The organism is Paraburkholderia sp. EG287B, assembly GCF_040965595.1.
Taxonomy (GTDB): Bacteria; Pseudomonadota; Gammaproteobacteria; order Burkholderiales; family Burkholderiaceae; genus Paraburkholderia.
Window position 1 is genome coordinate 94,325 of the sequence record NZ_JBFRCG010000011.1, and the last position, 26,527, is coordinate 120,851.

The 26,527-nt window shown below is 67.4% G+C and carries 22 protein-coding genes; 16 read left to right on the forward strand and 6 right to left on the reverse strand.

Annotation, left to right across the window (positions count from 1 at the left end):
- Positions 1–185: 185 nt before the first annotated feature.
- The 9 genes from AB4Y40_RS20975 (at position 186) to AB4Y40_RS21015 (ending at position 9,667) form a co-directional block, all read left to right on the forward strand.
- On the forward strand, positions 186–1,604 hold the full coding sequence (locus tag AB4Y40_RS20975) for an amino acid permease (protein ID WP_368689413.1): 1,419 nt from the start codon (positions 186–188) through the stop codon (positions 1,602–1,604).
- 50 nt (positions 1,605–1,654) lie between these two features.
- The gene (locus tag AB4Y40_RS20980; protein ID WP_368689414.1) at positions 1,655–1,984 is read left to right on the forward strand and encodes a hypothetical protein; all 330 of its coding nucleotides are present in this window, start codon (positions 1,655–1,657) and stop codon (positions 1,982–1,984) included.
- 94 nt (positions 1,985–2,078) lie between these two features.
- Entirely contained in the window at positions 2,079–2,576 is a 498-nt protein-coding gene (locus AB4Y40_RS20985; protein ID WP_342924408.1) for a (2Fe-2S)-binding protein, read from the forward strand.
- Positions 2,577–2,590: 14 nt separating this feature from the next.
- The gene (locus tag AB4Y40_RS20990; protein ID WP_368689415.1) at positions 2,591–4,981 is read left to right on the forward strand and encodes a xanthine dehydrogenase family protein molybdopterin-binding subunit; all 2,391 of its coding nucleotides are present in this window, start codon (positions 2,591–2,593) and stop codon (positions 4,979–4,981) included.
- Between the two features lie 13 nt (positions 4,982–4,994).
- Complete coding sequence (locus AB4Y40_RS20995) at positions 4,995–5,807, forward strand: xanthine dehydrogenase family protein subunit M (RefSeq protein WP_368689416.1); 813 nt, start codon at positions 4,995–4,997, stop codon at positions 5,805–5,807.
- A 77-nt stretch (positions 5,808–5,884) separates the two neighbouring features.
- Complete coding sequence (locus AB4Y40_RS21000) at positions 5,885–6,772, forward strand: AAA family ATPase (protein WP_368689417.1); 888 nt, start codon at positions 5,885–5,887, stop codon at positions 6,770–6,772.
- 53 nt (positions 6,773–6,825) lie between these two features.
- The gene (locus AB4Y40_RS21005) at positions 6,826–8,109 is read left to right on the forward strand and encodes a VWA domain-containing protein (RefSeq protein WP_368689577.1); all 1,284 of its coding nucleotides are present in this window, start codon (positions 6,826–6,828) and stop codon (positions 8,107–8,109) included.
- On the forward strand, positions 8,100–8,672 hold the full coding sequence (locus AB4Y40_RS21010; RefSeq protein WP_368689418.1) for a CoxG family protein: 573 nt from the start codon (positions 8,100–8,102) through the stop codon (positions 8,670–8,672). The genes AB4Y40_RS21005 and AB4Y40_RS21010 overlap by 10 nt, the downstream gene beginning before the upstream one ends.
- The gene (locus tag AB4Y40_RS21015; protein WP_368689419.1) at positions 8,645–9,667 is read left to right on the forward strand and encodes an XdhC family protein; all 1,023 of its coding nucleotides are present in this window, start codon (positions 8,645–8,647) and stop codon (positions 9,665–9,667) included. The genes AB4Y40_RS21010 and AB4Y40_RS21015 overlap by 28 nt, the downstream gene beginning before the upstream one ends.
- Positions 9,668–9,859: 192 nt before the next feature.
- On the opposite strand, the gene AB4Y40_RS21020 is transcribed toward AB4Y40_RS21015, so the two are convergent.
- On the reverse strand, positions 9,860–9,988 hold the full coding sequence (locus AB4Y40_RS21020) for an oxalate:formate antiporter (protein ID WP_368689420.1): 129 nt from the start codon (positions 9,986–9,988) through the stop codon (positions 9,860–9,862).
- A 13-nt stretch (positions 9,989–10,001) separates the two neighbouring features.
- Complete coding sequence (locus AB4Y40_RS21025) at positions 10,002–11,402, reverse strand: OFA family MFS transporter (protein ID WP_042265491.1); 1,401 nt, start codon at positions 11,400–11,402, stop codon at positions 10,002–10,004.
- Positions 11,403–11,853: 451 nt separating this feature from the next.
- Here AB4Y40_RS21025 and AB4Y40_RS21030 point away from each other — a divergent pair, with 451 nt between their 5' ends.
- Complete coding sequence (locus tag AB4Y40_RS21030) at positions 11,854–13,812, forward strand: DUF3857 domain-containing transglutaminase family protein (RefSeq protein WP_368689421.1); 1,959 nt, start codon at positions 11,854–11,856, stop codon at positions 13,810–13,812.
- Positions 13,813–13,827: 15 nt separating this feature from the next.
- Here the strand turns inward: AB4Y40_RS21030 and AB4Y40_RS21035 are convergent, their stop codons facing one another.
- Together AB4Y40_RS21035 and AB4Y40_RS21040 are read right to left on the reverse strand one after the other, a co-directional pair.
- Positions 13,828–14,895 (reverse strand): serine/threonine protein kinase, encoded by a 1,068-nt coding sequence (locus AB4Y40_RS21035; RefSeq protein ID WP_368689422.1) that lies wholly within the window; start codon positions 14,893–14,895, stop codon positions 13,828–13,830.
- 134 nt (positions 14,896–15,029) lie between these two features.
- Entirely contained in the window at positions 15,030–15,242 is a 213-nt protein-coding gene (locus AB4Y40_RS21040; protein WP_133188265.1) for a hypothetical protein, read from the reverse strand.
- 547 nt (positions 15,243–15,789) lie between these two features.
- Here AB4Y40_RS21040 and AB4Y40_RS21045 point away from each other — a divergent pair.
- The 5 genes from AB4Y40_RS21045 (at position 15,790) to AB4Y40_RS21065 (ending at position 23,701) form a co-directional block, all read left to right on the forward strand.
- Positions 15,790–18,972, forward strand: a complete 3,183-nt coding sequence (locus AB4Y40_RS21045) for an efflux RND transporter permease subunit (protein ID WP_368689423.1) — start codon at positions 15,790–15,792, stop codon at positions 18,970–18,972.
- Between the two features lie 10 nt (positions 18,973–18,982).
- Positions 18,983–20,239, forward strand: a complete 1,257-nt coding sequence (locus tag AB4Y40_RS21050) for an efflux RND transporter periplasmic adaptor subunit (protein WP_368689424.1) — start codon at positions 18,983–18,985, stop codon at positions 20,237–20,239.
- A complete protein-coding gene (locus AB4Y40_RS21055) occupies positions 20,239–21,792 on the forward strand; it encodes an efflux transporter outer membrane subunit (protein ID WP_368689578.1) in 1,554 nt (517 codons plus the stop codon). The genes AB4Y40_RS21050 and AB4Y40_RS21055 overlap by 1 nt, the downstream gene beginning before the upstream one ends.
- A 104-nt stretch (positions 21,793–21,896) precedes the next feature.
- Positions 21,897–23,138 carry an MFS transporter gene (locus AB4Y40_RS21060; RefSeq protein ID WP_368689425.1) on the forward strand — a complete coding sequence of 414 codons (1,242 nt, stop codon included), beginning with the start codon at positions 21,897–21,899 and terminating at the stop codon, positions 23,136–23,138.
- A 377-nt stretch (positions 23,139–23,515) separates the two neighbouring features.
- Positions 23,516–23,701, forward strand: a complete 186-nt coding sequence (locus tag AB4Y40_RS21065; protein ID WP_028203177.1) for a hypothetical protein — start codon at positions 23,516–23,518, stop codon at positions 23,699–23,701.
- A 142-nt stretch (positions 23,702–23,843) separates the two neighbouring features.
- On the opposite strand, the gene AB4Y40_RS21070 is transcribed toward AB4Y40_RS21065, so the two are convergent.
- A complete protein-coding gene (locus AB4Y40_RS21070) occupies positions 23,844–24,767 on the reverse strand; it encodes a fatty acid desaturase (protein ID WP_368689426.1) in 924 nt (307 codons plus the stop codon).
- A 274-nt stretch (positions 24,768–25,041) separates the two neighbouring features.
- The gene (gene mgrA, locus AB4Y40_RS21075) at positions 25,042–26,085 is read right to left on the reverse strand and encodes an L-glyceraldehyde 3-phosphate reductase (protein ID WP_368689427.1); all 1,044 of its coding nucleotides are present in this window, start codon (positions 26,083–26,085) and stop codon (positions 25,042–25,044) included.
- Between the two features lie 234 nt (positions 26,086–26,319).
- Here mgrA and AB4Y40_RS21080 point away from each other — a divergent pair, with 234 nt between their 5' ends.
- Entirely contained in the window at positions 26,320–26,526 is a 207-nt protein-coding gene (locus tag AB4Y40_RS21080; RefSeq protein WP_069264683.1) for a DUF3185 family protein, read from the forward strand.
- Position 26,527: the final 1 nt, after the last annotated feature.

A 26,527-nucleotide genomic window follows, 5' to 3' on the forward strand; every position in this document is an offset into this window, starting at 1 on the left:
CGAGCGTTTCCGACCCTGCTCGACCGGTCTCGCGCACGACTTCCGCTAAAATTTAGGGTTTCCCCCAAAGACATCCGGCACGCGAAGCCGGCGCAGGCGGGCGTAGGTCAATCATGGGTCAACCACGGGTGAACCACCGCTCCAGCTCCTCGCCTTCGCGCGTTTTACGTGGAGTTCCCCGCCAAATGTCCCTCTTTCGCAAGAAGAACGTCGAGCACATGTTGCAGGCGAGCGCCCAGGGCGCCGGCCTGAAAAAAGCACTCGGCGCACTCGACCTCACCTTTCTCGGCATCGGCGCGATCATCGGCACCGGCATTTTCGTGCTGACCGGCACGGGCGCCGTGCAGGCCGGCCCGGCGCTCATGATCGCGTTCCTGATCGCGGCCGTGGCCTGCTGCTTCGCCGCGCTCGCCTACGCCGAGTTCGCCTCGACCATTCCCGTGGCCGGCTCGATCTACACCTATTCGTACGCCACGCTCGGCGAGCTGGCCGCATGGGTGATCGGCTGGGACCTGATGCTCGAGTACGGCCTCGCCACCTCCGCGGTCTCGGTGGGCTGGTCGGGCTACCTGCAGTCGCTGCTTTCGGGCTTCGGCCTCACGCTGCCCGCCGCGCTCTCGGCCGCGCCCGGCGCTGTGCCCGGCGTGCACACGCTCTTCAATCTGCCCGCCTTCCTCGTGATGATGGCGATCACGGGGCTGCTTTCCGTGGGCGTGCGCGAATCCACGCGCATCAACAACATCATGGTGGCGATCAAGGTGACCGTGGTGCTGCTCGTGATCGCCGTGGGCGTGTTCCACGTCACCCCCGCGAACTGGCATCCGTTCATGCCCAACGGCTGGCGCGGCGTGTTCGGTGCCGCGGCCGTGATGTTCTTCGCGTTCATCGGCTTCGACTCAGTGTCGTCCGCCGCCGAAGAAGTGAAGAACCCCAGGCGCGATCTGCCCGTCGGCATCATCGCCTCGCTCGCCGTGTGCGCGGTGCTGTACGTCGCCGTGGCGGCGGTCGTGACCGGCATCGTGCCCTCGCCGCGCTTCGCCCATGTCGGCCACCCGGTTTCGTTCGCGCTGCAGGTGGCGGGCGAAAACTGGGTCGCGGGCTTCATCGATCTGGGCGCCGTGCTCGGCATGCTCACCGTGATCCTCGTGATGAGCTACGGCCAGACCCGCATCATCTACGCGATGTCGCGCGACGGCCTCTTGCCCGCCAAACTCTCGAAGGTGCATCCGCGCTTCGCCACGCCGTTCTTCACGACCTGGCTCGTCGGCATTTTCTTTGGTCTGATCGGCGCGCTCGTGCCGCTGAACGTGCTCGCCGAGCTGATCAACATCGGCACGCTCGCCGCCTTCTCGATGGTGTCGATCGCCGTGCTCGTGCTGCGCAAGACCCACCCGCACCTGCCGCGCGCGTTCCGCTGCCCGGGCGTGCCCGTGGTGCCGATTCTCGCGGTCGCTTCGTGCCTGTTCCTGATGATCAATCTCCAGCCGCTCACGTGGGTCGCGTTCCTCGTCTGGACCGCGTTCGGCCTCATCGTCTACTTCGGCTATTCGCGCCGCCATTCGCGTCTCGCCCACGCACCGCACGAGCGCGTGCATCACGACTGATGTTTGCGTGATCTTCGCGGCGCTTCGATCCCGCCCAGATCCTGCCTGGATTGCCATCGATCGCTGCACTGCAACGCAACGGCCCGCCCCGAGTCATCGAGGCGGGCCGTTTTTTTGCGCACGCTGCAAGCATTCTGGAGGGTAAAACCCCGCGCAGCGAAATTCGGCAAATTGTGCTTTACTGTCCGGGCGTCACCCCAGGCTTCACTGAAAAGCAAGGCACCAGCCGGACCCAGATTCCGCTCCACCCGCAATGGTTCGATCCGCCCGAAGCGCCCCGCGTGGTTTGCGTGGCGCCGTGCGTTGCACGCGCAATGAAGCGCAATGCGTTGGACGGGCGAGTTTTCCTGCGGGCGGTTATGGCGGTCGATTCAGTGTAAAAAAGCGGGCCCAGGCAGGTCTCTATCCCATCATCTGGCATGGGACCGGAGCCACACGCAGCGCCGTGCTCCGGTCGACATTGGAGACACATCAATGGCGATCAGTATTAGCCTCACGGTCAACGGCGCGCCCGTGACCGCCGAGGTCGAACCCCACACGCTCCTCGTCCAGTTCCTGCGCGAACAGCAGCGTCTCACCGGCACGCACGTCGGCTGCGACACCGCACAATGCGGGGCCTGCACGGTCCACCTGAACGGCCGCGCGATCAAGTCGTGCAACCAGCTCGCGGTGCAGTGCGACGGCATGGAGGTGACGACGATCGAAGGCCTCGCGAAAAACGGCGAGCTGCATCCCATGCAGGCCGCGTTCCGCGAATGCCACGGCCTGCAATGCGGCTTCTGCACGCCCGGCATGGTGATGTGCGCGACCGCGCTCGCCGCCGCCAAGCCCGACCTCACGGAAAGCGACATACGCGAAGGACTCGACGGCAACTTCTGCCGCTGTACGGGCTATCACAACATCGTGAAGGCCGTGGCCGCCGGCGCGCAGGCAATGCGCGCGGGCGCCCCCGCTGCCGCCACGACGGCGTGACTCGGGAGGCCACCATGAACGCACCCGAACCCAACCGCATGATCGGCGCACCCGTCAAGCGCAAGGAAGACTACCGCTTCCTCACCGGCATCGGCCAGTACACCGACGACGTCGTGCTGCCCGCACAGACCTACGCCGTGTTCGTGCGCTCGCCGCACGCCCATGCGCGCATCAAAAGCATCGACATCGACGCCGCGAAGGCAGCGCCCGGCGTCGTGGCCGTCTTCACCGGCGCGGACCTCGCGGCGGAAAACGTGGGCGGCCTGCCGTGCGGCTGGCTCATCCACAGCATCGACGGCACGCCCATGAACGAGCCGCCGCATCCCGTGATCGCGCATGAAAAAGCGCGCCACGTGGGCGACCAGGTCGCGCTCGTGATCGCCGACTCGGTCAAGGCCGCGAAGGATGCCGCCGAACGGGTCGAGGTCGATTACGAAGAGCTGCCCGCCGCCGTCGACACGGCGCACGCCGCCGACGCCGGCCAGCCGCTCGTGCACGACGGCGTGCCGAACAACACCTGCTACACGTGGGGCCACGGCGACAAGGCCGCGACCGACGCCGCCTTCGCGCAGGCCGCGCACGTGACGACGCTCGACATCGTCAACAACCGGCTCATCCCGAACGCCATCGAGCCGCGCGCCGTGAACGCGAGCTACTCGCCGCACGACGACAGCTACACCGTCTACGTGGCGAACCAGAACCCGCACGTCGAGCGCCTGCTGATGGCCGCGTTCGTTCTCGGGCTGCCGGAAACGAAGCTGCGCATCGTCGCACCCGACGTGGGCGGCGGCTTCGGCTCGAAGATCTTTCTGTATGCCGAAGATGTCGCGCTCACGTGGGCCGCGAAGAAGATCCGCCGGCCGGTGAAGTGGACCGCCGAACGATCGGAGTCCTTCGTTTCCGATGCGCACGGCCGCGACCACGTGACCAAAGCCGAACTCGCGCTCGACAAGGACGGCAAGTTCCTCGCCATGCGCGTGCACACCACGGCGAACATGGGCGCGTATCTCTCGACCTTCGCCTCGAGCGTGCCGACCATCCTGTACGCCACGCTGCTCGCGGGCCAGTACACCACGCCCGCGATCTACGCCGAGGTGAAGGCCGTGTTCACGAACACGGTGCCCGTGGATGCGTACCGCGGCGCGGGGCGCCCGGAAGCGACCTACGTGGTCGAGCGTCTGGTGGAGACGGCCGCGCGCGAGATGAACATCGACCCGGCCGAAATCCGCCGCCGCAACTTCATCACGAGCTTCCCGTACGCCACGCCCGTTGGCCTCACCTATGACACGGGCGACTACGAAGCGTGCCTCGGGCGCGCACTGGAACTCGCCGACGTGAAGGGCTTCGCCACGCGCCGCGACGCATCGAAGGCACAGGGGAAACTGCGCGGTCTCGGCTACTCCTGCTACATCGAGGCGTGCGGGCTCGCGCCTTCGAACATCGCGGGTGCGCTCGGCGCGCGTGCGGGCCTCTTCGAAGCCGGTGAGGTCCGCGTGAATCCGACCGGTTCCGTCACCGTGTTCACGGGCTCGCATAGCCACGGCCAAGGCCACGAGACGACCTTCGCGCAGGTCGTGGCCGATCGCCTGGGCGTGCCGATCGAACAGGTCGAGATCGTGCACGGCGACACGGGCCGCATTCCGTTCGGCATGGGCACCTATGGCTCGCGCTCGATCTCGGTGGGCGGCTCGGCCATCATGAAGGCGCTCGACAAGATCGAGGCGAAGGCGAAGAAGATCGCCGCGCACATGCTCGAAGCAGGCGTGGAGGACATCGAGTTCGCCGACGGCGTGTTCCGCGTGGCGGGCACCGACCGCACGAAGACCTTCGCGGAAATCTCGCTCGCCGCGTACGTGCCGCACAACTATCCGCTGGAGACGCTCGAACCGGGCCTCGACGAAAGCGCGTTCTACGATCCGACCAACTTCACCTATCCGTCGGGCGCGTATCTCTGCGAAGTCGAAGTCGATCCCGAGACGGGCGAGACGCGCATCGAACGCTTCACCGCCGTGGACGATTTCGGCAACGTCATCAACCCGATGATCGTCGAAGGCCAGGTGCATGGCGGCCTAGGCCAGGGGATCGGCCAGGCGATGCTCGAACAGTGCGTGTACGACAACGAGAGCGGCCAGCTGCTCTCGGGCTCGTATATGGACTACGCGATGCCGCACGCGTCGGATGTGCCTTCGTATACGGTCGAAACCGCGAAAGGCACGCCGTGCACGCACAATCCGCTTGGCGTGAAGGGCTGCGGCGAAGCCGGTGCGATCGGCTCGCCACCCGCCGTCATCAACGCGATCCTGGACGCACTTAGCTCCCTAGGCGTGAAGGACCTGCAGATGCCGGCCACGCCGCATCGTGTATGGCAGGCGATCCAGGCCGCGCAGGCCCCTACACAACCTTGAGCGGAGGCGCTCCATGTACGCATTCGACTATCAACGCGCAAGCGACGCGCAAGGCGCCGTGAAAGCCCTCGCGGCCGACGCCGACGCCAAATTCCTCGGTGGCGGCCAGAGCCTGCTCGCGGCCATGAAACTGCGGCTCGCGCAGCCCACCACGCTCGTGGACGTCACGCGCATACCCGAACTGAAAGCCGTGCAGGTGGACGGCAAGGTGGTGAAGGTGGGCGCGGCCGTGTGCCATGCCGACGTCGCCGAGAACGCGCAGATCCGCAACACGCTGCCGGCGCTCGCGGACCTCGCGGGCATGATCGGCGACCGCCAGGTGCGCGCGCTCGGCACGCTGGGCGGCTCGCTCGCGAACGACGATCCGGCCGCCGACTATCCGGCCGCGGTGCTCGCGCTGAACGCGGTGGTGGTGACAGACCGGCGGCGCATCGCAGCGGACGACTTCTTCCTCGGCATGTACGAAACGGCGCTGGAACCCGACGAGCTGATCGTGGCCGTCGAATTCCAGGTGCCCGAACGCGCGGCCTACGAGAAGTTTCCCAATCCGGCCTCGCACTTTGCGCTCGCGGGCGTGTTCGTCGCGAAGTATGCTGGGGAGGCGGCGGGCGGTCCCGTGCGCGTGGCGGTCACGGGCGCCGGGCCTTCGGTATTTCGCGCGGGCGCGCTGGAAAGCGCACTGAAGACGAACTTCGCGCCCGAAGCCGCACGCGCGGTGAAGATGCCCGCCGACGACCTCAATACCGACCTGCACGCGAGCGCGGCCTATCGCGCGCACCTCATCCCGGTGCTCGCGGCGCGCGCGGTGGCGAAGGCCAACGGCTAGGCTTGTCCCGAGGGCGAGCGCTTCCAGGTGAACATGGGAGCGCTCGCCGCCTTTGATTCGCGTTGCCAGAATCCCGCATGCAATCCGCCTCGATCGACGACACCCTCGCACAACTCGAAGCGCGCGGCTATTTCGCGAGCCGCGAACTCGCCACGGCGCTCTTTCTTGCGCTGCGCATGGAACGCCCGCTGTTTCTCGAAGGCGAGCCGGGCGTGGGCAAGACCGAACTCGCGAAGGCCGCGGCGGCGATGCTCGGCACGACGGTCTTGCGCCTGCAATGCTACGAAGGACTCGATACGGCCAGCGCGCTGTACGAGTGGGACTATCCGCGCCAGATCATGGCGCTGCGTCTTGCCGAAGCCGCCGGCGACAAGCCCCGCAACGACACGCTCTATCGCGACGAATTTCTGCTCAAGCGCCCGCTGCTCCAGGCGCTGCAGCCTGACCCGCAAAACCCCGGCGCGCGCCGCGTGCTGCTGATCGACGAAATCGACCGCGCCGACGAACCGTTCGAAGCCTTCCTGCTCGAACTCCTTTCGGACTTCCAGGTATCGATTCCCGAATATGGCACCGTGCGCGCGAGCACGCCGCCGCTCGTCGTGATCACGTCGAACCGCACGCGCGAAGTGCACGACGCGCTCAAACGGCGCTGTCTCTATCAATGGCTCGGCTACCCGGACCGCGCGCGCGAACTCGCGATCGTGGCCGCGCGCGCGCCCGAGACCGCCCCGGAACTGCAGCAACGCGCCGTGGCGTTCGTGCACCAGTTGCGCACGATGGACCTTTTCAAGGCGCCCGGCATTGCGGAAACGATCGACTGGTGCCGCGCGCTGAGCGCGCTCGCCGTGACGGAACTCGATCCGCAGTCGGTGCAGGACACGCTGGGCGTGCTGCTGAAGTACCAGGACGACCTCGCGCAGCTCGACGCGCAGCGCATCGCGCAAACGCTCGCGCTCGCGGAGTGAGCACGATGCCCGCTGCCTCGTCGTCCGGAACCCACGCCACCTCGCCCGCCGCCATGCCCACGCTCGCGAGCGTGTTCGCGCGCAACGTCGTGCATTTCGTGCGTGTGCTGCGCGGCGCCGGCCTGCCGATGTCGCCTTCGCGCGCCGTCGACGCGATCGAAGCGCTGCGCCACATCGACCTCGGCCGCCGCGAAGACGTGCATGCGGCGCTCGCCGCGCTCCTCACGAGCGCGCCCGACGAGCGCGAGATCTTCGACGCCGCGTTCGCGCTCTTCTGGCGCGATCCGGATTTCGAAGGCAAGCTGCGCGCGCTGCTGCTGCCGAAGGTGCAAGGCGGCGTGCCGCCGCCGCGCCGGAACAACCGCCTCGCCGACGCGCTCGCGGCGCGTCCTGCCCATCGCCCCGGCGCGAAGCCACCGCCCTCGCACGAAGAGCACGAGTTGCGCGCACACGCCACGTTCAGCGCCGAGGAACGCCTGCGCCAGCGCGACTTCGACACGCTCACCGCCGACGAATGGCGCACGCTGCGCCACCTGATCCGCGCGCGCCGCCTGCCGCTCGCCACCGTTCGCACGCGACGCCTGAAGGCAGCGTCGCGCGGCACCCACGCGGATCTGCGCGCGAGCGCGCGCCACGCGGTGCGCGCGGGCGGCGACTGGACCGTGTGGAAATATCGCGCGCCCGTGGAACGCAAGCTGCCGCTCGTGCTGCTGCTCGACATCTCCGGCTCGATGAGCAGCTACTCGCGCGCGGTGCTCTACTTCTGCCACGCATTGCTGCAATCGCGCGAGCGCCTGCAGGTGTTCCTGTTCGGCACGCGCCTGACGCACGCCACGCGCGCGCTGCGCGAACGCGACCCCGACGTCGCGCTCGCGCAGCTCGCCACCCAGGTCGCGGACTGGTCGGGCGGCACGCGCATCGGCGCCACGCTCGCGGAATTCAACCGCCGCTGGGCGCGCCGCATGCTCGGGGGGCGCGCGACGGTGCTGATCGTCACCGACGGGCTCGATCACGATGAATGCGGCCGGCTCAGCGAGGAGATGGCGCGCCTGCACCGCTTCGCGCATCGCGTGATCTGGCTCAATCCGCTCTTGCGTTACCACGATTTCGCGCCGAAAGCGCGCGGCGTGCAGGCGATGCTGCCCCACGTCGACGCCCACTACCCCGCCCACAATCTCGACAGCCTCGAAGCGTTCGCGCGCAGCCTGTGCGAAGCCGCGCCGATCGGGTCTGCGCCTCATGCGGCAACGCCTCTGGCGACTCGTCTGCCGAAACCGGCACGCGCGTTGCACACCCTGCAGGCGCGCCCGGCACAAGGAGAAACACGATGGAGCTGACTGAAAGCCACACGCTGCCGGTGCCGCAACAGCGCGCCTGGGAAGCGCTCAACGACACGGCGATCCTCAAGGCGTGCATACCGGGCTGCGAAAGCATCGAGGCCGACGGCGAGAACGCCTACGCCGTCGCGCTGACCGCCGCGGTGGGCCCGGTGAAGGCGCGCTTCAAGGGCCGCATGCAGCTCGCCGATATCGACGCCCCCAACAGCTACACGATCGTCTTCGAGGGCCAGGGCGGCGCAGCGGGCTTCGGCAAGGGCGACGCGCACGTGAAGCTCGAAGCCGCGGGCGACGCGTCGACCACGCTCACCTACACCGCGAACGCCCAGGTAGGCGGCAAGCTCGCGCAGATCGGCTCGCGGCTCGTCGACGGCGCGGCGCGCAAGATCGCCGGCGAGTTTTTCAAGCGTTTCGGGCAACAGCTGGGCGGCGGCGCGCAGGAAAATACCGACGAGGCGGCGGAACCGGCCGCGAGCGACGCAGAAGGCCAGCCACAAGGCGAAGGCGCAGAGGAAACACCGAAGAGGAAACGATCATGGACAGCGTGGATCTCGAAGTCCTGAAATCCAGCGTGCGCTGGCTCGACGCAGGGCACCGCGCGCTGCTGGTGACAGTCGTGAAAACGTGGGGCTCGTCGCCGCGTCCCGAGGGCGCGATGCTGGTGGTGCGCGGCGACGGCCTCGTGGTCGGCTCCGTGTCGGGCGGCTGCATCGAGGACGATCTGATCGACCGCGTGCACCGCGAAGGCGTGACGATCGTGAAGCCCGAAGCCGTCAAATACGGCATCACGGCGGAAGAGGCGCATCGTTTCGGACTGCCATGCGGCGGCACGATCCAGCTCGTGCTCGAACCGCTCTCCGAGGCCTCGGGCATTCGCGAACTGCTCGAAACCGTCGAGCGCGGCGAACTCGTTGCGCGCACACTCGACATGGCGACCGGCCGCGCCACGCTCGGCCCCGCGAAAGCGACCGATGGCGTGGACTTCGACGACGTGCGCCTGCTCACGATTCACGGGCCGCGCTACCGCATGCTGGTGATCGGCGCCGGGCAGCTCTCGCGCTATCTCTGCCAGATCGCCGTGGGGCTCGACTACCAGGTGACCGTGTGCGACCCGCGCGAGGAATACACCGACACCTGGGACGTGCCCGGCACGGCGCTCGTGCGCACGATGCCCGACGACACGGTGCTCGACATGAAGCTCGACGAACGCTGCGCCGTGATCGCGCTCACGCACGACCCGAAGCTCGACGACCTCGCGCTGATGGAAGCGCTCAAGACGCCCGCGTTCTACGTGGGCGCGCTGGGCTCGCGGCGCAACAACGCGGCGCGGCGCGAGCGGCTCAAGGAGTTCGACCTGAGCGAAGCGGAACTCGCGCGGCTGCATGGGCCGGTGGGCATTTACATCGGCAGCCGCACGCCGCCGGAAATCGCGGTGTCGATCCTCGCGGAGGTCACGGCGGCGAAGAACGGCGTCTCGCTGCCCACCATTCTCCAGGTGGAAGGCGCAAAGGCCGCGCGAGAACACGCGGCGGGCGCGGGATCGACGTGCGATGTGTGAGGCCGCTGCGCGGCCGCCTTCACGCGTGAGGCGAGCGCCCGTCGCGGTCCGTCCCGCGCCACCGTTCCTGCTCGCGCTCGTGCCACTACGCGCCCCCCAAAAAACTGCGGGCCGCGACTTTCGTCGGCGGCCCGCAGTACGGGTTTCTGGCGGGCGGCTCGCGCCGCCTCGCTTCACTCGAGCGTCACGGCATCAGCTGAACAGCTTCATCGCCTGCGTGAGCGTGTTGGTCACACCCCACACGAGCGGCACCAGCACGTAGAGCCAGAAGATCGCCATCAGCGCCTTGTTCGACGATTTCGGGGCGGCTTGGATAGACATTGCGCGTTTCTCCTTATTTACCGGCGGCGAGTTGCGTCTCGCTCATGTGGTGCTTCGCGTCCACGCGGCGCACGAGCAGATTGCAGATGAAGCCGATCACCAGCAGCGAAGCCATGATGTGCACGGTCATCGTGTAGGCGTCGGCCTTCGCCACGCCGTGCGCGACCTGGTACGCGCGCACGTAGTTCACGAGCACCGGGCCCGCCACGCCTGCCGCGGCCCATGCGGTGAGCAGACGGCCGTGAATGCCGCCGACGAACGCCGTGCCGAACATGTCCGCGAGATAGGCGGGCACGGTCGAGAAGCCGCCGCCGTACATCGAGAGAATCAGGCAGAACGCGAGCACGAAGAACACGATGTTGCCGCTCTGCGCGAACTGCGGCACCGCGTAATAGAGCACCGCGCCGAACACGAAGAAGATGAAGTAGGTGTTCTTGCGGCCCACCCAGTCGGAGGCCGAAGCCCACACGAAGCGCCCGCCCATGTTGAAGAGCGAGAGCAGGCCGACGAAGCCCGCCGCCGCGCCGGCGCTCACGGTGTCCTTGAAGCTTTCCTGGATCATGACCGAGGCCTGGCCCAGAATGCCGATGCCGGCCGTCACGTTGAGGAACAGCACGAGCCAGATCAGGTAGAACTGCGGCGTCTTGAGCGCCTGGTCGATGTGCACGTGCTGGTTCGACACGAGCTTCTTCGCCACGACGGGCGGCGTCCAGCCCGCCGGCTTCCAGTCCGGCGCGGGCACGCGGATGGTGATGGCGCCGATCGTCATCGAGATGAAATACGCCACACCGAGCACCACGAAGGTCTGGGCGACGCCCACGCTCGTGTCGCTCGCGAAATGCTTCATCAGCATGACGGAGAGCGGGGCGGCGATCATCGCGCCGCCGCCGAAGCCCATGATCGCGAGGCCCGTTGCCATGCCGCGGCGGTCGGGGAACCAGCGGATCAGCGTCGAAACCGGCGAGACGTAGCCGAGCCCGAGGCCGATGCCGCCGATCACGCCGTAGCCGAGATAGAGCAGCGCGATCTGGTGCAGATACACGCCGAGCGCGGAAACGAGGAAACCGCCACCAAAGCAGCACGCCGCGGTAAACATCGTGCGGCGCGGGCCGACACGTTCGAGCCACTTGCCGCCGAACGCGGCGGAAAGGCCGAGAAACACGATGGCCAGCGAGAAAATCCAGCCCAGCGTGGTGAGCGACCAGTCATCGGGCGCGGACTGCGTAATGCCGATCACCTTCGTGAGCGGCGCGTTGAACACGGAAAACGCGTAGGCCTGGCCGATGCACAGGTGCACGGCCAGCGCGGCGGGCGGCACCATCCAGCGCGAAAAGCCCGGCGGGGCGACGGTCGCCTCTTTGGAAAAGAAAGGTGCGCTTTGCGCACCGCGCGTCGAATCTGCAACGCTGCTCATGGGATCTCCCGAATCGACCAGAGGTTGAGAGCGCGGGGTAAGCGCTCGCTCTGGTCCCATCCAAAATGGCTGTTGGTAGGCGTGGTCTTTCGTGCTCTTTATATGCGCAAACGCATAGAACACTTAATTGCCGCTTGACGGCTGCACGAACCTTAGTCCCCAACCGCCTCCTTGGCAATATGAGGTAAACATACATATGCCATACAACGGCCCGCGCGCCGCCGCGCTGCCTCGATTGTTGCGTGCGCAGCAAACCGGCGGGGACGCCCAATGACGCCGCGCAGGGCGCCGCAGACGGGCATGTGGTTGCGCGGCCCAGCATTAGACTCAATGCTCGATACAGGGCCCCCCAGCGGGCTGTGTGCGGGCCATCCGCTTGACAAGCGCCTTGCATGACTTTTAAGTGGCAGAAGTAGCGCCCATCCGCGACCCGCCACCTGCCGAGCCCCCCATGCGCCTCGCTCTCGCTCTTTGCCTAGCCGTGCTCGGCCCCGCCACGGGAACCTTCGCCGCCGACCTGCGCCCGGGTGTGGCGCAGCTCACTCCGGTGCCGCTCGAAGCGAGCGCGCTGAATCCGGCAGGCAGCGCCGCACAGGCGCCCTACACCAACGAAGCGGAAACGCAGACCTTCACCGTCAATGCGGACGGCTCGTACACCAAGCTCGACTCGCTCACGCTACGCGTGAACACAGAGGCCGGCATTGCGCGCGCGGGCCAGTATTACGTGTGGTTCAACCGCGAAATGGCCCACGTGGAGGTGCTCGAAGCGTGGACCGAGGACGCCCAGGGCGGGCGTCACGACGTGCGCCCCGAGCAGATCCGCGACGTGCAGGAAGTGCGTTCGTTCGACGCCCCGATGTTCCAGGACGTGCAGGACAAGGTGATCGTATTCCCCGCCGTGGAGCCGGGCGCGCGCGTGCATCTCACGTGGCGCAAGATCCAGCGCGTGCCGCTCGTGCCCGGCTGGTTCAGCGACTTCACGCCACCCGATCTCGCGCCCACGCACCACTTCCGCGTGATCTACGACCTGCCCTCGAAAGTGCCGCTCTACGCCGACGCGCGCGGCTTCACCGTGCTGCCGCCCGCCACGGTGAACGGCCGCACGCGCTACGAGTACCGCTACGACAAGTCGAACTTCGAGCGCCTCGAATATGGCTCGGTCGCCTACGTGAGCTACGGCGACCGGCTGATGGTGTCCACCTTTCCCGACTACGCGGCCTTCGCGAAGGTGTATCGCGAGGCGGCGATGGATCCCACCGTGCGCGATCCGGCCATCGTGCGCCTTGCGCAGACGCTCACGGCGCACGACGACACGCCGCGCGCCAAAGCGCAAACGCTCTATGACTGGGTGCGCCGCAACATCCGCTACGTGGCGATGAATATCGGGCGCGGCGAGATCGTGCCGCACCACGTAACCGACGTGCTCGCGAACCGCTACGGCGATTGCAAGGACCACGTCGCACTCTACGGCGCGCTGCTCGGGGCCGTTGGCATCCGCAGCACGCCGGCGCTCGTGAACAGCGGCACGGTCTACACGCTGCCGAGCGTGCCGGGCTTCGGCGTGATCAATCACGTCATCACCTGGCTGCCCGATCTGCAGATGTTCGCGGATTCCACGGCGAGCAACATCGAGTTCGGCTATTTGCCGTCGACGGACATGGACCGCGAGGCCGTGCTCGCCGGCGACGGCACGCAGGTCCGCACGCCCGCCACGGCCACGACCACGCGCGAGAGTGATCTCGACATCACGGTCGCGCCCGACGGCTCGGCGCGCTTCATCTACCGCTTGCAATCGGAGGGCTGGTCCGCCGAACAGACGCGCAGCGTGCTGCGCCTGCAAACGCCCGCGCAGCGCGAGGAGTCGCTGCAATGGGAGCTGCGCAACGCCAACCTGCGCGGCAACGCCACGCTCGCGTCAAGCCCGCTCGACGCCACCGCGGGTCCGCTCGTGCTCACGCTCACGGGCACCTTCGACGGCTTCGTCGACCCGGAAATGACCACGCCCGTGCCCACGCTCACGAGCTTCGTGGGCGGGCTCGACGCGAATCTGCGCTACTGGCTCGGCGAATCGCGGCGCACGCAGCCCTTCATGTGCCGCAACGTGGTGGTGACCGAGCGCACGCGCATCGTGTTGCCGCCGGGCATGCACGTACTCGACGTGCCCATGCCGCAGCACGCCGACAACCGTTTCATCGACTTCAGTTCGCAGTACGCGCTCGACCCGCAGGCGAATGTGCTGCGCGTCACGCGTATGGGTCAAACGCATTTCGCGAGCGACGTCTGCAGCGCCGACGATTTCGCGCAGATGCGCCCCGCGTTCGAGACGATGGCGCGCGACCTGCGCGCGCAGTTGATCGTCAAGCCGTCGGCCCAAGGCGCGGCGCCGGATAGTCCGGCGAGCGCGCAGTGAGCCGGTGCACGACGTTCACACGGGCCAGAGCGGTCCTTCCTGCATCGCGCCGATCTGCTCGCGCAGTTCGAGAATGCGCTCTTCCCAGTAGCGCTGCGTGTTGAACCACGGGAAGGCGGCCGGAAACGCGGGATCGTGCCAGCGGCGCGCAAGCCAGGCCGAGTAGTGGATGAGACGCAGCGTGCGCAGCGCTTCGACGAGGTGCAGCTCGCGCGGCTCGAATTCGCAGAAGTCCTCGTAACCGGCGAGCAAATCCGCCATCGCACGCGAAGCGCCTGCGCGATCGCCGGGCAAAAGCAGCCACAAATCCTGGATAGCGGGACCCATGCGGCTGTCGTCGAAGTCCACGAAATGCGGGCCGGCGTCGGTCCAGAGCACGTTGCTCGGATGGCAATCGCCGTGCAGGCGCAACGACCGCAAGTCGCCCGCACGCTCGAAGGCCGCCTCCACGCCTTCGAGCGCGAGCGTCACCGCGGCCTGCCACGCTTCGCGCACGTCCTCTGGCACGAAGCCGTGTTCGAGCAGATACGTGCGTGGCTCGTAGCCGTAGGACTGAATGTCGAGCGTGGGGCGCGCCTCGTACGGCCGGGTCGCGCCCACGGCGTGAATGCGGCCGATGAAGCGGCCGAGCCACTCGAGCGTGTCGCTGCGGTCGAGATCAGGCGCGCGGCCGCCGCGCCGCTCGAACAGCGAGAAGCGAAACCCCTCGAACTCGTGCAGCGTGCGCCCTTCGAAGGCGAGCGCAGGCACGGCCGGAATCTCGCGCGCGGCGAGTTCGGCGACGAAGGCGTGCTCTTCGAGGATCGCCTCGTCGCTCCAGCGCCCGGGGCGATAGAACTTGGCGACGAGCGGCGGCCCGTCTTCCACGCCCACCTGGTAGACGCGGTTCTCGTAGCTGTTGAGCGCGAGCATGCGGCCGTCCGTGCGGCGCTCGGCCGGGATCAGCACGCCGTCGACGGCGTCGAGCACGCATTCGGGTGTGAGGCGCGCGTAGGGCGCGGCCTGGTCGCCGGGATGGCCCGGTTGGCTGGACTCGCCGGGACCGGAAGGCCCGCCCGGGACGGGAGAAGGATCGTAATTCATACCCGCAATTGTGCCTCTTGCGGGCAGTGCCGGCGAGCGCGCGGTGCACGCGCCAGACACGATCAACACAAACGCGGCGCACGACCCTGCGACGGGACGCAACGCGCCTCGTCAACCTGTGACACGGCCCAGACTCAGTGGATCTGCGCGCCGGCGGGCATGACGTGCTCGCCCGTATCGATCAGATCTTCGAGAAAAAAGGGCTCGGTATTGAGCTGCGCCGACGAGCCAGGCTCCCCGGCATACCACGTCACCATCGCCATGTCGCCGAGAATGCGCATCACGATGCCGCGTGCGCCCTGGGGCACGGCGATATGAACGGTACGGACGATAGAACCGATTTGCATGATGTTTCCCCGTTACCTCGCTACCTTCGCCGGCTCCCTCGAAGGAAGACCGGTCGGCATGCTGACAAAAAAACCGATGCGCACCATCAGTTGCGCGCGCATCCAAACCCGCCTCGGGCGACCCGCTCGCGCCGCGCGCTTAAGCACGGCCGGACCCTTGGCATCCCCATTGTTGCCTGTTTGAGCGCGTGAGCAAAGCGAAAAAATAGGGGGGGGTATCAACGGCGGCGGGCAGACGGCGCCCTGTGCCGCCAAAAGCCCCGCCCCGCTTCGCTCACGCATCTTACGAAAACCTGACTGTAATAGATGGTAAACCCCATTCCTCGCGACCTTGCCAGGGCAGTCCCTGAAAAAGTACGCTGATGCAGGGGACTGGCGCTATAGTCCTGTGCCAACCGTGCACCACAAAGGCCCGGCGCAGCACAGGCAAAGACCTCACGCGCGCCACAACAGCCGGCCACGATACCGATAACCTGAACGCTCGCCACCGCGGCCAGACCAGCTGCGCGAGCCAGACTCCGCCACCAGCGAAGGAACCCGCCGTTCCATGTGGATCGTTCGACTCGCGCTCAAGCGCCCGTACACGTTCGTCGTGCTCGCGTTGCTGCTTTTGATTGTCGGGCCGCTGACGATCCTGCGCACGCCCACGGATATCTTCCCGAACATCGACATTCCGGTGCTCTCGGTGATCTGGACCTACACGGGTCTGCCCGCCGACGAGATGGAAAAGCGCATCGTGCTCAACTACGAGCGCGGCCTTTCCGTGGCGGTGAACGATATCGAGCACACCGAATCGACGTCGCTGAACGGCATCGCGGTCGTGAAGATCTTCTTCCAGCCGCATGCCAATATCCAGGAAGCGCTCGCCGAAGTCACGGCGCTGTCACAGGCGCAGCTGCGCTCGCTGCCGCCCGGCATCCAGCCGCCGTTCATCCTGCGCTACAACGCCTCGACGGTGCCGATCCTGCGCCTGTCGCTTTCTTCGCCGCAGCTGACCGAGCAGGAGCTGTTCGACTACGGCAACAACTTCCTGAAGACGCAGCTCGCGACCGTGCCGGGCGCCTCCGCGCCGCTGCCCTATGGCGGCAAGCAGCGGCAGATCATGGTCGACATCAACCAGCGCGCACTGCAGCAGCACAATCTCTCGCCCATGGACGTGGTGAATGCGATCAGCGCGCAGAACCTCATCCTGCCCTCGGGCACGGCGAAAATCGGCGCGACCGAATATTCGGTGACGATGAATGCAAGCCCCGACAGCTTAGCGGGCCTGAACGACATTCCCGTGAAAACCACGGCGAGCGGCACGATCTACATCCGCGACGTGGCGCACGTGCGCGACGGCTACGTGCCGCAAACCAATATCGTGCGCGTGGACGGCCAGCGCGCGTCGCTTCTCACCATCAACAAGAGCGGCAACACGTCGACGCTCGAGATCGTGGACCGCATCAAGGAGATGATGCCGACGCTGCGCAATCTCGTGCCGCCGTCGCTCAATATCGATCCGGTCGCCGACCAGTCGCTGTTCGTGCGCGCCTCCGTGCAGGGCGTGCTGCGCGAAGCGCTGATCGCCGCGGCGCTCACGGCGCTCATGATCCTGCTGTTCCTCGGCAACTGGCGCGCCACGCTCATCATCGCGATCTCGATTCCGCTGTCGATGATCACCTCGGTCATCGTGCTCGCGGCGCTCGGCGAGACCATCAACATCATGACGCTGGGCGGGCTCGCGCTTGCGGTCGGCATTCTGGTTGACGACGCAACGGTCGCGATCGAGAACATCAGCCAGCAACTCGAGCAAGGCAAGACGCTGGAGCAGGCGATTCTCGACGGCGCGCATCAGATCGCCATTCCTACGCTCGTCTCCACGCTCTCCATCTGCATCGTGTTCGTGCCGATGTTCCTGCTCACGGGCGTGGCGCACTACCTCTTCATTCCACTCGCGGAAGCCGTGGTGTTCGCGATGCTGGCGTCGTACTTCTTCTCGCGTACGCTCGTGCCCACGCTCGCGAAGTACCTGATGCGCCATCATCACAAGCCCGCCGACCTGCATCATGCGCATGGCGCGACGCGCAATCCGTTCATGCGCGTGCACCTCGCGTTCGAGCGCGGCTTCGAGGGCCTGCGCGAGCGCTATCGCGGTTTTCTCACTGCGCGCGTGAAGCATCCCGTGTGGTTCGTGGTGGCGTTTCTCGCCTGCTGTGGCGCGTCGCTGCTGCTCATGCCGTTCCTCGGACGCGACTTCTTTCCGCAGGTCGATGCGGGCACCATCGCGCTGCACGTGCGCGCGAAAACCGGCATGCGCGTCGAGGAAACCGCCGTGCTCGTCGACCGTATCGACAAGCGCGTGCGCACGCTGATTGCGCCGGGCGAGCTGCATTCGATCATCGACAACATCGGCCTGCCGGTCTCGGGCATCAACCTCTCGTACAGCAACACGGGCACCATCGGCACGTCCGACGCCGACGTACTGATCTCGCTGAACGAGGACCATCACCCCACCGCCGGTTACGTGCGCCTCTTGCGGCGCACGCTCAACGACGAATTCCCCGGCGTGCAGTTCGCCTTCCTGCCCGCCGATATCGTGAGCCAGACGCTGAACTTCGGCATGCCCTCGCCCATCGATGTGCAGATCGTGGGCCGCGACGTGGCCGGCAACCGCGCGTTCGCGGCGAAGCTGCTCGCGCGGCTGCGCGGCGTGCCCGGTTTCGCCGACGCGCGCATCCAGCAGCCCGCGGACCTGCCGCGCATCTTCATTGACGTGGACCGCACGCGCGCGCAGCAGGCGGGCTTCACGCAGAAGGATGTGGCGAGCGACCTGCTCATCACGCTCTCGGGCAGCCAGCAGACCACGCCCACGTTCTGGCTCAATCCGATCAACGGCGTGAGCTACAACGTCGTCACCGAAGCCCCGCAATACACGATCGATTCGCTGCAGTCGCTCGCCAACATTCCACTCACCGCGAACGGGCGCAGCAACATACTCGGCTCACTCGCGAGCATGCAGCGCATCTCGGGCGACGCCGTGGTCACGCACTACAACGCGCAGACCACCATCGACATTTACGGCACCGCCGACGGGCGCGACCTGGGCGCCGTTTCCGACGACATCGCGAAGATCATCGATGAGACGCGCAGCGAACTGCCGAAGACGTCGAACATCAAGCTACGCGGCCAGGTCCAGACGATGAACGATTCGTTCTCCGGACTGTTCGGCGGGCTCATCTTCGCCATCGTGCTCGTGTATCTGCTGATCGTCGTGAACTTCCAGTCGTGGCTCGATCCGTTCATCATCATCACGGCGCTGCCGGGCGCGCTCGCGGGCATTGTCTGGATGCTGTTCCTCACGCACACCACGCTGTCCATTCCCGCGCTCACGGGCGCGATCATGTGTATCGGAATCGCCACGGCGAACTCCATTCTCGTCATCAGCTTTGCGCGCGAGCAGTTGCGCCTGCACGGCGACGCGGCGCGCGCCGCGATCGAAGCGGGCTACACGCGCTTTCGCCCGGTGCTCATGACCGCGCTCGCCATGGTGATTGGCATGGTGCCGATGGCCATCGGCCTTGGCGAAGGCGGCGAGCAGAACGCACCGCTCGGGCGCGCCGTGATCGGCGGCCTCGCGGTGGGCACGCTCGCCACGCTGATCTTCGTCCCGGTGGTGTTCTCGCTCATCTACCGCAAGCTCGGCGAGCGCCGCCAGCGCGCCAGTGAAAACGTGGTGCCCAAATCATGAAACCCCTGTCATGACGACTCATTCGCAAACGCCGTCGCCGCAAGAGCCGCCTCGTCCTCATCAATCGCGGCGCTGGCCCATCGTGCTCGCCGCGCTCGTCGTGCTCGGCCTCGCGGCGCAGGGCATCTGGTCGCGCCATAGCGCACACGCGGCGCTCGAACGCGAGGCGAAATCCGCGAGCACCCTGACCGTGCAGGTCGTCACGCCGCAGCGCTCGGCGCGCGCGCTCGACCTCGTGCTGCCCGGCAACGTGCAGGCCTTTCTCGACACGCCGATCTACGCACGCACGAGCGGTTATCTGCGCAAGTGGTACTTCGACATCGGCGCGCACGTGAAGGCGGGCCAGCTGCTCGCCGAAATCGACGCGCCCGAAGTGGACGACCAGTTGCGCGCCGCGCGCGCCGATCTCGCCAACGCCGAAGCGAACTACGCGCTCGCGAAAACCACGGCCGACCGCTGGACGCAGATGCTGCAAACGCGCTCGGTGGCGAAACAGGACACCGACGAAAAAGTCGGCGACATGCTCGCAAAAAAGGCCACGCTCGATTCCGCGCGCTTCAACGTCTCGCGGCTCTCGCAGCTACAGTCGTACGAACGCGTGACGGCCCCCTTCGACGGCATCGTCACCGCGCGCAACGTGGACGTGGGCGCGCTCATCGACGCGGGCAACGGCGGCACGTCGCAAAAGGAGCTGTTCCATCTTGCGCAAGCCGACCGTCTGCGCGTGTACGCGAACGTGCCGCAGGCTTACGCACAGCAGATCCGCGTGCAGCAGCATGCGTATCTCACGCTCAACGAGGAGCAGGGCAAGCACTTTCCCGGCATCGTCGCGCGCACGGCGGGCGCCGTCGACGCACAGCAGCGCACCATGCTGGTCGAAGTCGATGTGGACAACCGCAGCGGCGAGCTGCTGCCCGGCGCCTACGCGCAGGTCCACTTCGCGCTCGACGGCTCGGCCACGCCGATCACGCTGCCCGGCAACGCCTTCCTGTTCCGCCCCGACGGCGTGAAGGTGGCGACCGTCGATGCGCAGGATCGCGTGAAGCTCGTGAAGGTCACGCTCGGCACCGACTTCGGCACGCGCGTGGCAGTGGCGGCCGGGCTCACGGGCGACGAGCGCGTGATCGTCAATCCGCAGGACGCGATCGTCGACGGCACGCCGGTGCGCATCGTGCAGCCGCACGGCGAGCACGAGGCCGGTGCGGCGCATGGCGCGAGCGGTGCTGGCAGGAACATGGGCAACAGCGCGCGGGCGCAGGGCGAATGATGAAGCCCGCGCGGATTCGACTGTTCGCGTTGGCCATGCTTGCGGCGCTCGGCGGCTGCAAGGTGGGCCCCGACTACGTGCGCCCGGCGATGCCCGTGGCCGCAACCTTCAGGGAACTCGAAGGCACGGGCTGGACGATTGCACAGCCCGCTGACAGCGCGTCGCGCGGCGCGTGGTGGACGATCTACGAGGACGCCCAGCTCGACGCACTCGAAGCCCAGGTCGAGAGCGCGAACCAGAACGTGCAGGCCGCGCAGGCGCACTTTCGCGCGGCGCGCGCGAACGTCGCGCAGCAGCGCTCGAGCTTTTTCCCGCTCGTGACGGCGAGCGGCGACTTTTCGCGCTACCGCACCTCGCAGAATCTCCTGTACACGTCGAAAGCCGGTCAGACGATCAACGACTACTCCGTGGGCATCGACGCCACCTGGGAGCCCGACATCTGGGGACGCGTCGCGCGCAACGTCGAGGCCGCCAAGGCGAACGCACAGGCGAGCGCCGCCGACATGCAGGCCGTGCTGCTCTCCATGCAGGCCGAACTCGCGACCGACTACTTCGAGTTGCGCGGCGTCGACCGCGAACGGCAACTGCTCGACGACACCATCAAGGCCTATCGCGAGTCGCTCGAACTCACGCAGAACCGCTACGCGGGCGGCATCGCCACCGACGCCGATGTGGGCCAGGCGCAAACGCAGTTGCAGACCACCGTGGCGCAGGCGATCGATCTCGGCGTGCAGCGCGCGCAGCTCGAGCACGCCATCGCGATTCTGATCGGACAGTCGCCTTCCACGTTCACGCTCGCTGCCGCACCGAAGGAGGCTTACGCGGTGCGCGCGATCGCGAGCCCGCCGGGCGTGCCGTCGACGCTGCTCGAACGGCGTCCCGACATCGCGGCAGCCGAGCGCCGCGTCGCCGCCGCGAACGCGCAGGTGGGCGTGGCGACGGCGGCGTTCTTCCCGAACCTCATGCTCGCGGTCACGGGTGGACTGGAGGCGACCAACTTCAGCCAGTGGCTCGTCGCGCCCGCGCGCTTCTGGTCGCTCGGGCCGACGCTCGCTGGCACGCTGATCGACTTCGGCGGGCGCGAGGCGGTGCGCAACGAAGCGCGCGCGCAGTATGACGAGAACGTCGCGCAGTATCGCCAGACGGTGCTCGACGCCTTCGGCGAGGTCGAGAACAACCTCGCGGCGCTACGCGTGCTGGCGCAGGAGGCGACCGCCCAGGACCGCGCGGTGGATGCCGCGCAGCGCACGCTCGTCACCATCAACAATCGCTATCTGGGCGGCGCGATCACCTATCTCGACGTGGTGGTCGCGCAAACCACGGCGCTCACCAACGAACGCCAGGCCGTGGCGATCTCGCGCCGGCGCATGGCGGCGAGCGTCGCGCTCGTGAAGGCGCTCGGCGGCGGCTGGAGCGCGGCGGATTTACCGGGCGATGCGGCGCTGGTCCACCCGGACGACGCGCAAAAAGCGCAGCCCGCCAGCGGGCCGCAAGGCGCTTCGCCGAACGCCGCTCGCAGCGCGCAGCCGGGCGCCTCGCGCGCTCCGGGCTGAGCGGCCGCGCGGTTGCGCCGGGCACCCGGCCTGCGGTGCTCGACCACGCCATTTGCTCAACAGGCGTATCGTTGCGCCTTTGCAATCTTGCTGGAGATCCTGTCGTGACTGCATCACCGGGCGCCCCGCGCACTTCCGCGCCCTCCGCCGTTCCGTACATCGAACGCGGCACTCCCGAATTCTGGCGCGCAAGCCTCGCGCTGCTGTTCGCCGGCTACGCCACCTTTTCGCTTCTCTACTGCGTGCAGCCGCTCCTGCCCGCGTTCTCCCAAACCTTCGGCGTGAGCCCCGCGCAGAGCAGCCTCTCGCTCTCGTTCACCACGGCCGCGCTCGCCATCGCGATCTTCGTCGCGGGCTTCGTCTCCGAAGGCTGGAGCCGGCGCGGCATGATGACCGCGTCGCTGTGCGCCTCGTCGCTGCTCACGCTCGCCAGCGCCTTCGTGCCGCACTGGCATGAGATGCTCGTGCTGCGCACGCTCCTCGGCATCGCGCTCGGCGGCGTGCCCGCCGTGGCCATGGCCTGGCTCGCCGAGGAAATGCACCCGGACGGCCTCGGCCTGTCGATGGGACTCTACGTGGGTGGCACGGCGATCGGCGGCATGGCGGGGCGCGTGATCACGGGCATCGTCACCGACCTGTTCGGCTGGCGCGCGGCCGTGGCCGTGATCGGCGTGCTCGGGCTCGCCTCCATGTTCGCGTTCCGCTCGCTGCTGCCGCCCTCGCGCCACTTCGTGCCGAAGAGCGGCCTCGGCTTCGCGCATCACCGCGCGGCGCTGCTGCGCCATTTCGCGCGGCCGGGCCTGCCGATGCTGTTCGTGATGGGCTTCGTGCTGATGGGCAGCTTCGTCACGCTCTACAACTACATCGGCTACCGGTTGATCGCGGCGCCCTATCACATGAGCCAGGCGGCCATCGGCGCGATTTTCCTCGTCTACCTGACCGGCGTGGTCGCCTCGCCGTGGTCGGGCCGCATGGCCGACACCTTCGGGCGCGGCCGCGTGCTGATCGCCAGTCTCGCGCTGATGCTCACGGGCGTCGTGCTCACGCTGTTCGCACCGCTCACCGCGATTGCGGCGGGCATCGCGTGCCTGACCATCGGCTTCTTCGCGGGACACGCGGTGGCGAGCGGCTGGGTCGGCCGGCTCGCGCGCGAAGCGAAAGGCCAGGCCGCCGCGCTTTACCTGCTCGCCTATTACGTCGGCTCGAGCGTGATGGGGTCGATCGGCGGACACTTCTGGGCCGGCGCGGGCTGGGGCGGCGTGGCCGGCCTCGTGATCGTGCTGCTGGTCGTGGGCCTCGCACTGGCGCTCACGCTGCGCGGGCGCGAGCGAGCCGGAGCGGCCTGAGCCCGCGAAGCCGCCCGCGCGGCATGCAAACTGCGCACTCGCGACTTTGTGTGCTGCGCGCGACGGCAATCGAAAGGCGTCCGTAATATTCAGACGACTCGCGATTTGCGGGCCGTGTGCCTCGCACCGCAGCGCAGCGCCGCATCTGGCGGGCTTTTGCGGCGCGGCATCTGCTTCACGGGGAGTCTGACGGCGCGCACACGCGCCGCCGCCCTCACCTATACTCGATTGCAGGCCCGGGGCCGCAGCGTCATGCCATTTGCATGGCGACGAGAAAGACAACCACTGCGAGCCATCGTCGCCCATACGATACGCAATCCCTGCATGGGACCGGAGTCAATGCTGAAGCACTAACTCCGGATCGACAGGAGACAAGCATGGAAGGTTATTTCACGATCGGCGATTTCGTGATGATCATCCCGATGGCCCTCGCTGGCGCGCTCTTTCTTGGCGCAGTGCCGTGCGCAACGGAATTCAGACACAACACGCTGCGCGTGATCGGCGCGCTGATCGGCGTACTCGCGGCCGTTGCACTTGTCGAGACGCTGCCGGCGCTAATGTAGCGGACGTTTGCCGCACGCTTCGTACGCACGGCGGCTTGCGATGCGACGGCCCGTGAAGTGACGAAGCATTGATGCGGCATCCTCGCGGCTCGAAGCGCCGCGGCTGGCGCGCACGCGCGCCATTCGCTCGCACTCCCCCCTCTCAGCCGGGATCGATACCCGGCTGCAAGCCCTTGAACTGACGCAACGCAGCGGCCAGATAGCCCGCGCGCGCAGGCGCGCCTGCAGCGTCTTCGGCGTGCACGAGCGCGGGCAGCGCCGTCCACGGCAGCGTCGGATGCAGATGATGCTGGCGATGCAGATGGTGGTTCATCAGCAGCACGCCCAAAGCGCGCGGCACGCGAAAATCCCGCGCGCGGCCCGGTTCGTCGAGCGCAACGCCGTAGTGCGGCAGGTTGTCGGCAAGCGAAAGCCACAGTCCGCGCAGGTACATCGCCACGAGCAGCACGGGCCAGGCCTTGCCGTAGAGCGCGAACGAAGCGGCATAGAGGGCGAGCGACGCAAGCCAGTCGCGCCGCGCACGGCGGCGCCTCACGGGATCGGTGGCGTGGTTCGCGAAGAGCCGCTGCACCTGCACGCCTTCGCGGCCATGCGCGCCCACGCCGCGCTCGATGACGGCACGCGCGAGCCGCGCCGGCACGAACGCCAGCAGCGGCAGCAGCAATTCGGCGAGGTAGAGACCACCCATCAACCGCCCGTAGTACGCCACGCGACGACGCCAGCGCGGGCCGCTCGCGCCGTGCGTGTCGTGCACATCGGGCCGGTCGAACGGCTCGCGCGTGAAGCGGTGATGCATCAGGTGTCCGAAACGCACGGCGTCGAACGGCATCGCCAGACCGATCGAGAGCGCGCGGGCGAGCCACTCGTTCACGCGCCGGTCGCGCGCCAGTTGGCCGTGGATGCCTTCATGAATGAGGCCCCAGTGGATCGGCGTGGCGAGCACGACGGGCGCGAGTGTCGCCAGCAGCGCGAGCGTCGGGCCGCCCGCTGCGTCCAGCAACAGCGGCAAGCCGATGAGTTCGTAGCTAAGCGCCGTGAGCGCGAACGCGATCAGCGCGGCGTTCATGCGGCTCGCCGTTGCGGGCCGGGGTGAGTGGGTTGACCGCCTGGCGGGTTCGGCGCGGGTGGCGGACGGGGAAAGCGCTTCAGTTTCGGCGCTCAAGAACTCCATGGTGATTCCTCGCGGCAAAGGCTGCCGCGACGTTAGCAGGGCCACATGACAAAGCGAAGAACCGCGCGCCGCGCGGCCGTGGCCGATGTGCGCCCGATCGTTCGCGCATAAAAAACCGCCTCGCGAGGAGGCGGTTCTTTGCGCCGGGAAGCAGGCAGAAGCGTGCCGCTCAGATGGGCTGATCGGTCGACGGCTTCTCCCACAGGTTCACGCCGCCTTCGGTCGCATAGCGGTCGATCTCCGCGAGTTCTTCCTTCGAAAACTCGAGGTTCTTCAGCGCCGCGACGTTCTCGCGTACCTGCTCCGCGCGGCTCGCGCCGATCAGCGCCGAGGTCACGCGGCCGCCGCGCAGCGTCCACGCGATCGCCATCTGCGCGAGGCTCTGGCCGCGGCGCAGCGCGAGGTCGTTGAGCTTGCGCACGTGCTCGATGTTCTGGGCGCTCAGGTGCTCGCTCTTGAGCGAGCCGCCGCCCGGGCGGTTCACGCGCGCGTCTTCGGGCACGCCGTTCAGGTACTTGTTCGTGAGCACACCCTGCGCGAGCGGCGTGAACGCGATGCTGCCCGTGCCCAGGTCCTCGAGCGTGTCGAGCAGTTCTTCCTCGACCCAGCGGTTGAGCATGTTGTACGATGGCTGGTGAATGAGCAGCGGCACCTTGTATTCGGCGAGGAGCCGGGCCATTTCGCGCGTCTTCGCGGGCGAATACGACGAGATGCCAACATAGAGCGCCTTGCCCTGCTGCACGGCCGTGGCCAGCGCGCCCGCCGTTTCTTCGAGCGGCGTTTCCACGTCGAAGCGGTGCGAATAGAAGATGTCGACGTAGTCGAGGCCCATGCGCTGCAGGCTCTGGTCGAGGCTCGCGAGCACGTACTTGCGCGAGCCGCCGCCCTGGCCGTACGGACCCGGCCACATGTCCCAGCCGGCCTTCGACGAGATCAGCAGTTCGTCGCGGTAAGGACGGAAATCGTCCTTGAAAATACGGCCGAAGTTGGTTTCGGCGCTGCCGTACGGCGGGCCGTAGTTGTTCGCGAGATCGAAGTGCGTGATGCCGAGATCGAACGCGGTGCGCAGGATGTCGCGCTGGGTCGAGATCGGCGTGGTGTCGCCGAAGTTGTGCCACAGACCGAGCGACAGCGCGGGCAGCTTGAGCCCCGACTTGCCGCAAAAGCGGTACTGCATGTCCGAATAGCGTTCTGAGGCTGCTTCGTAAGCCATGGTCTGAATCCTCGGCGAAAACGGGAAGTGAGCGAAAAGATGGGCGCGATGCGCCGTGGGGCGCACCGCTCGCGTGAGGCAGCTATGTTAGCCAATCCGCCCAAGGCGTGCAGATGCCCACTATGCGGGAAAGGCGATGGGGCGCGCGTGTCAGGCTGGCGCAAAAACCGCACCCTGGACGCGCCGCGGCCACTCGCCTACACTGCGGCGTCCATCCTTTGCGAGAGGTTGTTCATGGCCAAAGCGATTTCGATCGCGCTCATCGCCTGTGGCGTCGTGCTGTTGTACTTCGGCGGCCAGTCGCTCCATTCGTTCGCGAACGACATGTCGCGCCTGTTTACCGGCGCGCCCACCAACCGCACGATCCTCCTGATCGGGGGCGGCATCGCCGCGACGCTCGCGGGCATCACCGGGCTCGCGATGTCGGGGCGCCGGCGCTAGG

What these genes read in the sequence shown, in the direction of transcription:
- AB4Y40_RS20975 (WP_368689413.1), top strand. Translation starts at nt 186, where the DNA reads ATGTCCCTCTTTCGCAAGAAGAACGTCGAGCACATGTTGCAGGCGAGC.
- AB4Y40_RS20985 (WP_342924408.1), top strand. Translation starts at nt 2,079, where the DNA reads ATGGCGATCAGTATTAGCCTCACGGTCAACGGCGCGCCCGTGACCGCC.
- AB4Y40_RS20990 (WP_368689415.1), top strand. Translation starts at nt 2,591, where the DNA reads ATGAACGCACCCGAACCCAACCGCATGATCGGCGCACCCGTCAAGCGC.
- AB4Y40_RS20995 (WP_368689416.1), top strand. Translation starts at nt 4,995, where the DNA reads ATGTACGCATTCGACTATCAACGCGCAAGCGACGCGCAAGGCGCCGTG.
- AB4Y40_RS21000 (WP_368689417.1), top strand. Translation starts at nt 5,885, where the DNA reads ATGCAATCCGCCTCGATCGACGACACCCTCGCACAACTCGAAGCGCGC.
- AB4Y40_RS21005 (WP_368689577.1), top strand. Translation starts at nt 6,826, where the DNA reads ATGCCCACGCTCGCGAGCGTGTTCGCGCGCAACGTCGTGCATTTCGTG.
- AB4Y40_RS21010 (WP_368689418.1), top strand. Translation starts at nt 8,100, where the DNA reads ATGGAGCTGACTGAAAGCCACACGCTGCCGGTGCCGCAACAGCGCGCC.
- AB4Y40_RS21015 (WP_368689419.1), top strand. Translation starts at nt 8,645, where the DNA reads ATGGACAGCGTGGATCTCGAAGTCCTGAAATCCAGCGTGCGCTGGCTC.
- AB4Y40_RS21020 (WP_368689420.1), bottom strand. Translation starts at nt 9,988, where the DNA reads ATGTCTATCCAAGCCGCCCCGAAATCGTCGAACAAGGCGCTGATGGCG.
- AB4Y40_RS21025 (WP_042265491.1), bottom strand. Translation starts at nt 11,402, where the DNA reads ATGAGCAGCGTTGCAGATTCGACGCGCGGTGCGCAAAGCGCACCTTTC.
- AB4Y40_RS21030 (WP_368689421.1), top strand. Translation starts at nt 11,854, where the DNA reads ATGCGCCTCGCTCTCGCTCTTTGCCTAGCCGTGCTCGGCCCCGCCACG.
- AB4Y40_RS21035 (WP_368689422.1), bottom strand. Translation starts at nt 14,895, where the DNA reads ATGAATTACGATCCTTCTCCCGTCCCGGGCGGGCCTTCCGGTCCCGGC.
- AB4Y40_RS21040 (WP_133188265.1), bottom strand. Translation starts at nt 15,242, where the DNA reads ATGCAAATCGGTTCTATCGTCCGTACCGTTCATATCGCCGTGCCCCAG.
- AB4Y40_RS21045 (WP_368689423.1), top strand. Translation starts at nt 15,790, where the DNA reads ATGTGGATCGTTCGACTCGCGCTCAAGCGCCCGTACACGTTCGTCGTG.
- AB4Y40_RS21050 (WP_368689424.1), top strand. Translation starts at nt 18,983, where the DNA reads ATGACGACTCATTCGCAAACGCCGTCGCCGCAAGAGCCGCCTCGTCCT.
- AB4Y40_RS21055 (WP_368689578.1), top strand. Translation starts at nt 20,239, where the DNA reads ATGAAGCCCGCGCGGATTCGACTGTTCGCGTTGGCCATGCTTGCGGCG.
- AB4Y40_RS21065 (WP_028203177.1), top strand. Translation starts at nt 23,516, where the DNA reads ATGGAAGGTTATTTCACGATCGGCGATTTCGTGATGATCATCCCGATG.
- AB4Y40_RS21070 (WP_368689426.1), bottom strand. Translation starts at nt 24,767, where the DNA reads ATGAACGCCGCGCTGATCGCGTTCGCGCTCACGGCGCTTAGCTACGAA.
- mgrA (WP_368689427.1), bottom strand. Translation starts at nt 26,085, where the DNA reads ATGGCTTACGAAGCAGCCTCAGAACGCTATTCGGACATGCAGTACCGC.
- AB4Y40_RS21080 (WP_069264683.1), top strand. Translation starts at nt 26,320, where the DNA reads ATGGCCAAAGCGATTTCGATCGCGCTCATCGCCTGTGGCGTCGTGCTG.